Below are 8,726 nucleotides of genomic sequence, written 5' to 3'. Positions count from 1 at the left end.
GCGGTCCAGGGCGGCGGCGTGGGTCTCGGCCAGGCGGGCGACGGTGTTCAGGCGCAGGACCAGCAGGACGGCCAGCAGCACCGTCAACCCCATGAGCGCCAGGTCGTCGTAGGGCTGCTCGACCGGGTCGACGTCGAGGACGAACCGGCCCAGGGCGGAGACCACCGGGCTGACCAGCACCAGGATCAGGAACATCGTCACCCGGCCCCGCCGGGAGACGGCGGGGGCCGGTGCCAGGGATCCGGCTCCGGCGAGGCTGGGGTGCAGCGCGGCGCTGCCGACCAGGACCGACCAGGCCAGCCAGCCGACCGTCGCGACGGCCCCCGTCCCCGTCTGTCCCACCCCCGCCTGGCCCATCGCCAGTTCGAGGAGGTAGGTGCTGTCCGCGACGAACACGGCGGCGTAGGACGCGGCCAGCAGGACCAGCCACGGCGGGCGCCCGCTGTCGAAGAGCAGCCGCACGACCAGACCCGCGACGAGCAGGTCCATGAAAGGGGTGGCCAGCGCGAACGCGAGGTCCGATCCGCTGCGGACGCCCGCGTCGATCGCCGGATCGACGAGGAAGGTCCAGAAGGGCATGGCCACGCCGACGGTGACGATGCCCGCGTCCAGCAGGCCCACCCAGCGGGAGGCTCCGATCATGGCTCCCAGCAGCACCAGGGCGCCGAACAGCAGGACGTATCCGCCCAGGGTGCCGAGCTGGTAGACGGCGAGCAGCGCGTCGTTCTTCAGCCAGATCCAGCCGATCGACCAGCCCACCACGTTCGCGGACCAGGCCAGTACGACGCCCGCGCGGATCAGCCGCCACGGCCAGAGCCCGCCCAGGCCGTACCGGCGGATCCCGATGACGACGGCCGCGGACGCCGCTCCCTGCACCGACACCCAGAGCAGGACGTCGAGCAGGACGGACGCGGCGGAGACGAGAGGACCGGAGAGGGCCACCAGGCCGCCCAGGACGAGGAACGCCAGCCAGCCGTACGGCCCGCGCGCGGTGCGGCGGGACTCGGCGGCCGGGGTCGCTCCGGAGGCTGTCTGGCTCATCGTCTTCTCTTCGGCCTTGGGCTGTGGGGCACCGGGCATGACGCTCTGCCGGCGCGCAGGTGCCCGGACGGGCGTCCCGGGGCGGTCGCGGGGGATTCGCCGTTCCCCTCTCCGCGCGGGTCCGGGCGCCGCCTGATCATTACTGCCTCACAAATCGTCAGCAAAGGGTCATACTTGACCAAAAGTCGATCAGGATCGCCGTACGGCCGGGGCCGGGCGGTCCCGCCAGGGATGATCCCCGGAAACGGGCACGCCGAATAACGGCACGGGGTCCGTGCCGGCGGAACGGCGGATCTCCCGCGTCAGCCCCGGGGCGGTTCCGAACCGGGGCGAACCCCTGGCCCGCCCCACCGGCCGGAGCGGCTAGGGCGCTTCCGGCCCGCCCGGCCCTTCGGGCCGCAGCATGCGGCGCAGTTCGGCCAGGGCGTCCTCGTTCGGTGAGGCCGCCTCGCGGTTGGCGGCCTGCAACTCGCGGAATATCTCCTCGCGGTGCACGGGCACGGTCCGCGGCGCACGGATGCCGATGCGGACCACGTCCCCGCGCACGTCGAGCACGGTGACGACGACGTCGTCACCGATCATCAGGCTCTCCCCCGAACGGCGGGTCAGCACCAGCAACGTCCAGCTCCTTTTGTCTGGGGGGACGTACCGGCAGCCTAACCGACGTCAGGCGGATACCAGGGGAGCCCGTACCGGAAGGTCGGAACCGGTGAGCACGGTCTGGATGGCCCGGCGGGTGTCGGTGTCCACCACGATGGGCGCGAGCAGGTTGGCCGTCGCCTCGGTGATGGAGCCCGGCGCGGTGACGATGAGCAGCACGAGAAGGTTGGAGGTCTCGCCCGCGCCGAGCATCGCCAGGGCCGCGTCGTCGATCTCGGGCTCGTACTCCGGGAAGAACGGGTTCGGCGAGATCACCAGGAAGCGCAGGTTCTCGTCGTCCAGCGAGCGCAGGGAGAACAGCACGCCGCTGTCGTCCATCCGGACGAGGACGAAGCGGCGGTTGCCCACGAAGCCCGGCATCGGGCAGACGAACTCGATCGTCGGCAGGTCGCCGGTGTTCGTGTTCACCGGGGCCGCGGCTTCTGCGTTCATCGGGCGGTCCTTAACAGAGATCATTTGAGGAAGTCCACGAGAGAGGGCTGAACCACCTTGGCCGTCGCCGCGAGCGCCGCCTGGTAGGCGGTCTGCTGCAGGGTCAGCTCGGTGATGGTCTGGGGCAGGTCGATGTCTTCGATGTCGGAGAGCTGGGTCTTCAGACTCAGGATCCGGCTGTCGGCCGTTTCACGCATCTCGGTCACGCGATTGTAACGAGCACCGACGTCGGCGACCTCGTTCCTCATCCTGGAGATGCTCGTGTCGAGCCGGGCGAGGTCGCCGCTGAGGGCGGACGGGTCGTTCTCGAGGTGGTCGGCGATGTCGGTCAGCACCTTGAAGAGCTGGGTGTTGCCGGAGCCGAAGACCTGCTCGCCGTCGGAGTTGACCGCGATCTTGGTGTTGTCCCCGATCGTGCGCAGCACCTCGCCGCCCTGGCCCTTGTAGGTGCCGTCCGCCGCGTACGCCTCCGTGCCGGAGGCGGAGCCGGCGAAGACCGGCCGGCCCAGGTAGGTGGTGTTGGCGACGCCGATCAGCGAGTCCCGGATGTTCCTGATCTCGGTGGCCAGCGCGCGGCGCGCGGCCTCGTCGGTCGAGCCGGTGGACGCGCCGCGCAGGGCCAGCTCCCGGGCCCGGTTCACCTGGCTGCTCGCACTGGTCAGCGCGGTGTCGATGGTGCCCAGCCAGCCCAGGCCGTCCTCGGTGTTGCGGGTGTACTGCTCCTGCGTGCGGATCTCGCTGCGCAGGGACAGCGCCGACGTGGTGCCGGCGGGCGAGTCCGACGGCCGCGAGAGCTGCTTGCCGCCCGAGAGCCGGTTCTGGATGTCGTCCAGCCGGGAGATGTTGCCCTGCAGGTTGTTGAGCACCCTGGTGGAGATGGAGCGCTCGGTGACGCGCATGTAGCTCATGTCATCAGCCCCGGATCATGCCGAAGAGGGAGTCGAAAGTGCTGTCGATCGTCGAGATCATCTTCGACGCGGCCTGGTAGGCGCGCTGGTAGAGGATCATGTTCGCCATCTCCTCGTCGAGGCTGACCCCGGACTGGGCGATCCGCTGCGCGTCGTTGTTCTGCGTGACGACGTTCTGGATGGCCGTACGGCGCTGCGCGCCCTGGGAGTCGACGCCCAGGCCTGTCACCGTCGCCCGGTAGGAGCGGTCGGGACCGTCGGCGGCGTCGGCGAAGCCCGCCAGGACGTCGGCGTTCTTCTCGTCGTAGTTGCCCTTGGGCGCGACCGGCAGGCCGGTGACGGGGTCGGTCGCGGGCGGGGCCAGCGACGAGGCCGCCACCTCGCGGGGGCCGGCGAGGCCCACCTTGATCGTCGCGGCGTTGACCACCGTACCGGTCGCGGCGGTGAAGAAGTCCTTGCCCTGGGCCCCGTCGAGGTCGTAGCCCCGGACGTGCTGGGTGTTGACCGTGGTGGCCAGCTTCGCCGCGACCTGGTCCAGCTTGGCGGCGTACTCCGGCAGCACCTTGTTGAGCGAGTTGAGCGACGAGGCGAGCTGCCCGGAGGTGACGGCGGCGTCGGCGGTCGGGTTCTTCCACTTCAGGACGACGGCGTTGGCGCTCGGGTCGGCCATGACCGCCCGCATGCTGCCTCCGCCGGCGGCCTCCAGCGGCCGGGAGACCGTCTTGTCGACCAGCTTGGTCCCGCCGAGGGAGACCTCCATGGAGCCGTTGGGCAGGGTCTTGGAGGTGGCGCCGGTGAGCTCGGCCAGGCGCAGCGCGAGACCGTCGCGCTTGTCCTGCAGCTCGCTGGCGGGCAGGCCCGCGGCGGTGGCGCGCACGATCGCGCCGTTGAGCTCGGCGATGCCCTCGGCCGCGGTGTTGACCTCGGTGACCAGGGAGCCGAGCTGGTCGCGGGCGCTGTTCCACAGCGAGTCGAGCATGTCGTTGGCGGTGCGCAGGCCGTCGGCGACGGTGCCGCCCTCCTGCAGGAGCTGCGCGCGGGCCGCCTCGTCGTCCGGCCGGTTGGCCACGTCGCCCCAGGCCGCCCAGTAGTCGGAGAGCTGGGCCTGGATGCCGGTCTCGCTGGGCTCGGCGAAGACCTCCTCGACGCGGGAGTAGATCTCCTCCTGCCCGGACAGGTACGCGAACTTGGCGTGCTCGATCTGCCCGCGCGCCTCCAGGAACTCGTCGCGCAGCCGGGTGACGCCGGCGGCGGCGACACCGTTGCCGAGGCCGTCGGTGGTGGAGTACATGGCCGGGGTCACCACGCCGCCCACGGAGTTCAGCTCGACCCGCTGGCGGGTGTAGCCCTCGGTGTTGGCGTTGGCGATGTTCTGCCCGTTGACGTCGAGCGCCTGCCGCTGCGCGTACAGGGCGCTGAGCGCGGTGGAGATTCCGGAGAAGGTGCTCAATTACATCGCCTCGTTGACAAGTCGTGAGGAACGGCCTGCGGCGACGGTCTCGCCGGTGCGCCCGTAGGTCGTCACGGAGCCGGTGGCGTCCATCAGGGCCTCGTGAACGGCCCGGGCTCCGGCGGTGAGGAGCTCGCGGTTGAGCTCGGCCATCGCGGTGATCTCTGCGGTGATGGTCAGGAACGCGGCCCTGTGCTGCTGGAACAGATCGCTCCAGGGCGCGCCGGTGGCCGCGGCGAGCACCTGCAGGCTGGGCGCGGGCGGCAGTCCGAGTTCGGCGGCCACGGCGTCGACCTGGGCCGCACGGAGGATCTCGGTCCTGCGGATCTGCTCCAGCACCATCTCCACCTCGCGGGTGGCATGCGGCAGCCAGCGGGTCTTACCTGCGGCCAGTACGAGTTGCTCCTCTTCGAGCTTGAACAGCAGCAGATCCATCATCTCCCGGATCCGCCACAGCGTGCTCGACAGATCGGCCAAGCTCATCCGTCCCGCCTTCTCAGTCGTCGGTACGCCTCTCGGCGCGCTTCTATCGCCCATTCGGCAGGGGGTTCTCCGGCCTGAGGACTTCCCGGCCCCGGAACCAGAACATGACTCGGTGTGCTGACCCCATGACGAGAAGTAGTTTTTCGCAACCGTTCAGCAACCGAAAGCAACCGGTTCCTACCTCTTTGTGACGGTTTTCTAGTTCATGTCGGCACGAACGGGGCGCCGGCGAGGACCTTCCCGCACATCGAAAGGGCCGCTTGTGAGCACTCTGGGCACCACTGCTGTCAGCCGCGACATCGACACCCTTGTCCGCGAGCACCTGCCCCTCGTCGGACACATCGTCCGCGAGACGCTCATGCGCGTTCCCTCCCACGTCAACCGCGACGACCTCACCTCCGCCGGTCTGGCCGCCCTGGCCGCCGCCGCGCACTCCTTCGACCCGCAGCGCGGCATCCCCTTCGGCCGCTTCGCCGCCGTCCGCATCCGCGGCGCCCTCGTCGACGAGCTGCGCGGCCTGGACTGGGCCAGCCGCTCGGTGCGCAGCCGCGCCCGCCAGCTCGACTCGGTCCGCCAGGAGCTCAGCGGCGCGCTGGGCCGTACGCCCACCAACCGCGAGCTCGCCGGCGCCCTGGGCGTCGCCGAGGAAGAGGTCGACTCCATCGAGGAGGACGTCCAGCGCGCCGTCGTGCTGAGCCTGCAGGGCTTCGCCCCCGGCACCGCCGAGGACATGGTCCAGGAGCAGGCCGCCGGCCCCGAGGAGATGCTGCTGCACCGCGAGCGCCTCGGCTACCTCACCCACGCCGTCGACTCCCTGCCCCAGCGCCTGCGCCTGGTCGTCACCCGCTACTTCCTCGAGGAGCGCCCGATGGCCGAGATCGCGGCCGAGCTCGGCGTGACCGAGTCGCGCGTCTCCCAGCTGCGCGCCGAGGCCCTGGTCCTGCTGCGCGACGGCATGAACTCCCAGCTCGCCCCCGAGATGGTCGAGGCCCCGCAGCGCCCCGACGGCTGCGTCGCCAAGCGCCGCGCCGCCTACTACGCCGAGATCGCCGCCAAGGGCGACCTGCGCAGCCGCCTGGCCCTGACCGACGCCGTCGGCGCCCCGGTCGCCCGCGTCGCCTGAGTTCCCGAACCTCCCGTACGGCAGGCGCCCCGACCACGTTCCGTACGGGGGCACGAGAACCCTCCCCGAAAAAATCTTGAAAAATCTCCGCTGAGGATCCTCAGCTTCTCCGGGAGCCCACCGATAGGTGTGCAGCAAACCCGGACCACGGACGGACCGGCACCGCCCTAATCAAGGAGGAGCAACACCATGGGCATGCGTATCAACCAGAACATCGGCGCGATGAACGCCTACCGCAACCTGTCGGTGACCGACAACCAGATGTCGAAGTCGCTGGAGAAGCTCTCCAGTGGTTTCCGCATCAACCGGGCGGCGGACGACGCGGCGGGCCTGTCCATCAGCGAGGGCCTGCGCGCCCAGGTGGGCGGTCTGAAGGTCGCCGTGCGCAACGCACAGGACGGTGTCTCGGTCGTGCAGACCGCTGAAGGCGCGCTCACCGAGACGCACTCCATCCTGCAGCGCATGCGCGACCTGGCGGTCCAGGCCTCCAACGGCGGTTCCCAGAACGCCGACGCCCAGAAGGCGGCCAACCTGGAGTTCAAGGAGCTCAGCAAGGAACTGGACCGGATCGCCGGCAACACCACCTTCGGCACCCAGAAGCTGCTGGACGGCACCTACAACGGCACCTTCCAGATCGGCGCCAACGCCGCCCAGACCCTCAGCGTCCAGATCAGCGCGATGGACGTGGACAACCTGGGACTCGGCGGTGCCATCGTCGACAACGCCACCGACGACCTGGACCTGCTCGACGACACCACGCCGACCAACATCGCCCTGAACGTCACCGCCGCCCAGGCCGCGATCACCGCGATCGACGGAGCGATCTCGAAGGTGTCGGAGCAGCGGGCCACGCTGGGTGCGTTCCAGAACCGGTTCGAGCACACGATCAACAACCTGAACGTGGCGGTCGAGAACCTGTCGGCCTCGGAGTCGCGCATCCGTGACACCGACATGGCCCAGGAGATGGTCAGCTTCACCCGCAACCAGATCCTGACCCAGGCCGGCACCTCCATGCTGGCCCAGGCCAACCAGTCGTCCCAGGGCGTGCTCAAGCTCCTGGGCTGATCCTCCGCACGATGATCTCCTGCGGGCGTCCGACCGGCGCCCGCAGGGGAGAACCGCACCTCAGCACCCTGAAGGGGCGGCCGACGCGACCCGTCGGCCGCCCCTTCAGGCGTTCCCGGCCACCCGTGCCGGGGAGGAACCCGTGCCGGAAGAACTCCCGGGAAAACCCTCAGCTTCTCCGGGCGCCCGTCGATGGGTGCGGCAGATCGGGCCACGGACGGACCGGTATCGCCCTAGTCAAGGAGGAGCAACACCATGGGCATGCGTATCAACCAGAACATCGGCGCGATGAACGCCTACCGCAACCTGTCGGTGACCGACAACCAGATGTCGAAGTCGCTGGAGAAGCTCTCCAGTGGTTTCCGCATCAACCGGGCGGCGGACGACGCGGCGGGCCTGTCCATCAGCGAGGGCCTGCGCGCCCAGGTGGGCGGTCTGAAGGTCGCCGTGCGCAACGCACAGGACGGTGTCTCGGTCGTGCAGACCGCTGAAGGCGCGCTCACCGAGACGCACTCCATCCTGCAGCGCATGCGCGACCTGGCGGTCCAGGCCTCCAACGGCGGTTCCCAGAACGCCGACGCCCAGAAGGCGGCCAACCTGGAGTTCAGCCAGCTCACGGACGAGCTGGACCGGATCGCCGGCAACACCACCTTCGGCACCCAGAAGCTGCTGGACGGCACCTACAACGGCACCTTCCAGATCGGCGCCAACTCCGGCCAGACCCTCAGCGTCGCCATCGGCAACATGGGCACCGGCGCGACCGGCCTGAACCTGACCGACGGCACGCCGGGCGACCGTCTCGGCGACGTCCAGCTGATCGACTACCAGGCCGCGGGCACCGGCGACGACGGTACCAACATCGCCCTGAACGTGGTGAAGGCCCAGGCCGCGATCACCAGGCTCGACACGGCGATCTCGAAGGTGTCGGAGCAGCGGGCCACGCTGGGTGCGTTCCAGAACCGGTTCGAGCACACGATCAACAACCTGAACGTGGCGGTCGAGAACCTGTCAGCCTCGGAGTCGCGCATCCGCGACACCGACATGGCCCAGGAGATGGTCAGCTTCACCCGCAACCAGATCCTGACCCAGGCCGGCACCTCCATGCTGGCCCAGGCCAACCAGTCCTCCCAGGGCGTGCTCAAGCTCCTGGGCTGATCCTCCGCACGATGATCTCCTGCGGGCGTCCGACCGGCGCCCGCAGGGGAGAACCGCACCTCAGCACCCGGAAGGGGCGGCCGACGCGACCCGTCGGCCGCCCCTTCCGGCGTTCCCGGCCGCTGCCGTACGACGGTTGGAACGACGGAAGAAAAGCAGAGAAATCCTCAACTCCTTCTGACGGCTGCCGAGGAGTACGACAAACCCGGACCACGGACGGACCGGTATCGCCCTAGTCAAGGAGGAGCAACACCATGGGCATGCGTATCAACCAGAACATCGGCGCGATGAACGCCTACCGCAACCTGTCGGTGACCGACAACCAGATGTCGAAGTCGCTGGAGAAGCTCTCCAGTGGTTTCCGCATCAACCGGGCGGCGGACGACGCGGCGGGCCTGTCCATCAGCGA

10 protein-coding genes are annotated in these 8,726 nt (G+C 69.5%); 4 read left to right on the top strand and 6 right to left on the bottom strand.

Annotated features, from left to right (window positions below; all coding sequences use genetic code 11):
* The 6 genes from FHS22_RS36895 to FHS22_RS36870 form a co-directional block, all read right to left on the bottom strand.
* Positions 1 to 1,041 (bottom strand): hypothetical protein (locus tag FHS22_RS36895; protein ID WP_221474599.1); only part of this gene is annotated, 1,041 nt, incomplete at its 3' end.
* A 363-nt stretch (positions 1,042 to 1,404) separates the two neighbouring features.
* On the bottom strand, positions 1,405 to 1,653 hold the full coding sequence (csrA, locus tag FHS22_RS36890) for a carbon storage regulator CsrA (protein ID WP_425567370.1): 249 nt from the start codon (positions 1,651 to 1,653) through the stop codon (positions 1,405 to 1,407).
* 54 nt (positions 1,654 to 1,707) lie between these two features.
* On the bottom strand, positions 1,708 to 2,133 hold the full coding sequence (gene fliW, locus FHS22_RS36885) for a flagellar assembly protein FliW (RefSeq protein WP_184948839.1): 426 nt from the start codon (positions 2,131 to 2,133) through the stop codon (positions 1,708 to 1,710).
* 20 nt (positions 2,134 to 2,153) lie between these two features.
* Complete coding sequence (gene flgL / locus FHS22_RS36880; RefSeq protein ID WP_184948838.1) at positions 2,154 to 3,041, bottom strand: flagellar hook-associated protein FlgL; 888 nt, start codon at positions 3,039 to 3,041, stop codon at positions 2,154 to 2,156.
* A 4-nt stretch (positions 3,042 to 3,045) separates the two neighbouring features.
* Complete coding sequence (gene flgK / locus FHS22_RS36875; RefSeq protein WP_184948837.1) at positions 3,046 to 4,491, bottom strand: flagellar hook-associated protein FlgK; 1,446 nt, start codon at positions 4,489 to 4,491, stop codon at positions 3,046 to 3,048.
* On the bottom strand, positions 4,492 to 4,974 hold the full coding sequence (locus tag FHS22_RS36870) for a flagellar protein FlgN (RefSeq protein WP_184948836.1): 483 nt from the start codon (positions 4,972 to 4,974) through the stop codon (positions 4,492 to 4,494). It lies immediately after the preceding gene.
* Positions 4,975 to 5,236: 262 nt separating this feature from the next.
* Here FHS22_RS36870 and FHS22_RS36865 point away from each other — a divergent pair, with 262 nt between their 5' ends.
* The 4 genes from FHS22_RS36865 to FHS22_RS39755 all read left to right on the top strand — a co-directional run.
* Positions 5,237 to 6,097, top strand: a complete 861-nt coding sequence (locus tag FHS22_RS36865; protein ID WP_221474598.1) for a sigma-70 family RNA polymerase sigma factor — start codon at positions 5,237 to 5,239, stop codon at positions 6,095 to 6,097.
* Positions 6,098 to 6,286: 189 nt separating this feature from the next.
* Positions 6,287 to 7,162 (top strand): flagellin N-terminal helical domain-containing protein, encoded by an 876-nt coding sequence (locus tag FHS22_RS36860; RefSeq protein WP_260408672.1) that lies wholly within the window; start codon positions 6,287 to 6,289, stop codon positions 7,160 to 7,162.
* A gap of 255 nt (positions 7,163 to 7,417) precedes the next feature.
* The gene (locus tag FHS22_RS36855) at positions 7,418 to 8,317 is read left to right on the top strand and encodes a flagellin N-terminal helical domain-containing protein (RefSeq protein ID WP_260408671.1); all 900 of its coding nucleotides are present in this window, start codon (positions 7,418 to 7,420) and stop codon (positions 8,315 to 8,317) included.
* 254 nt (positions 8,318 to 8,571) lie between these two features.
* The coding region (locus FHS22_RS39755; RefSeq protein ID WP_476704286.1) for a flagellin N-terminal helical domain-containing protein at positions 8,572 to 8,726 on the top strand (155 nt) is incomplete at its 3' end.

Source organism: Thiemannella venezuelensis (genome assembly GCF_014203605.1).
Taxonomy (GTDB): domain Bacteria; phylum Actinomycetota; class Actinomycetes; order Streptosporangiales; family Streptosporangiaceae; genus Planomonospora_A; species Planomonospora_A venezuelensis.
Note: the sequence above shows the minus strand (reverse complement) of the source record. Positions and strands in the feature narration are given on the sequence as shown.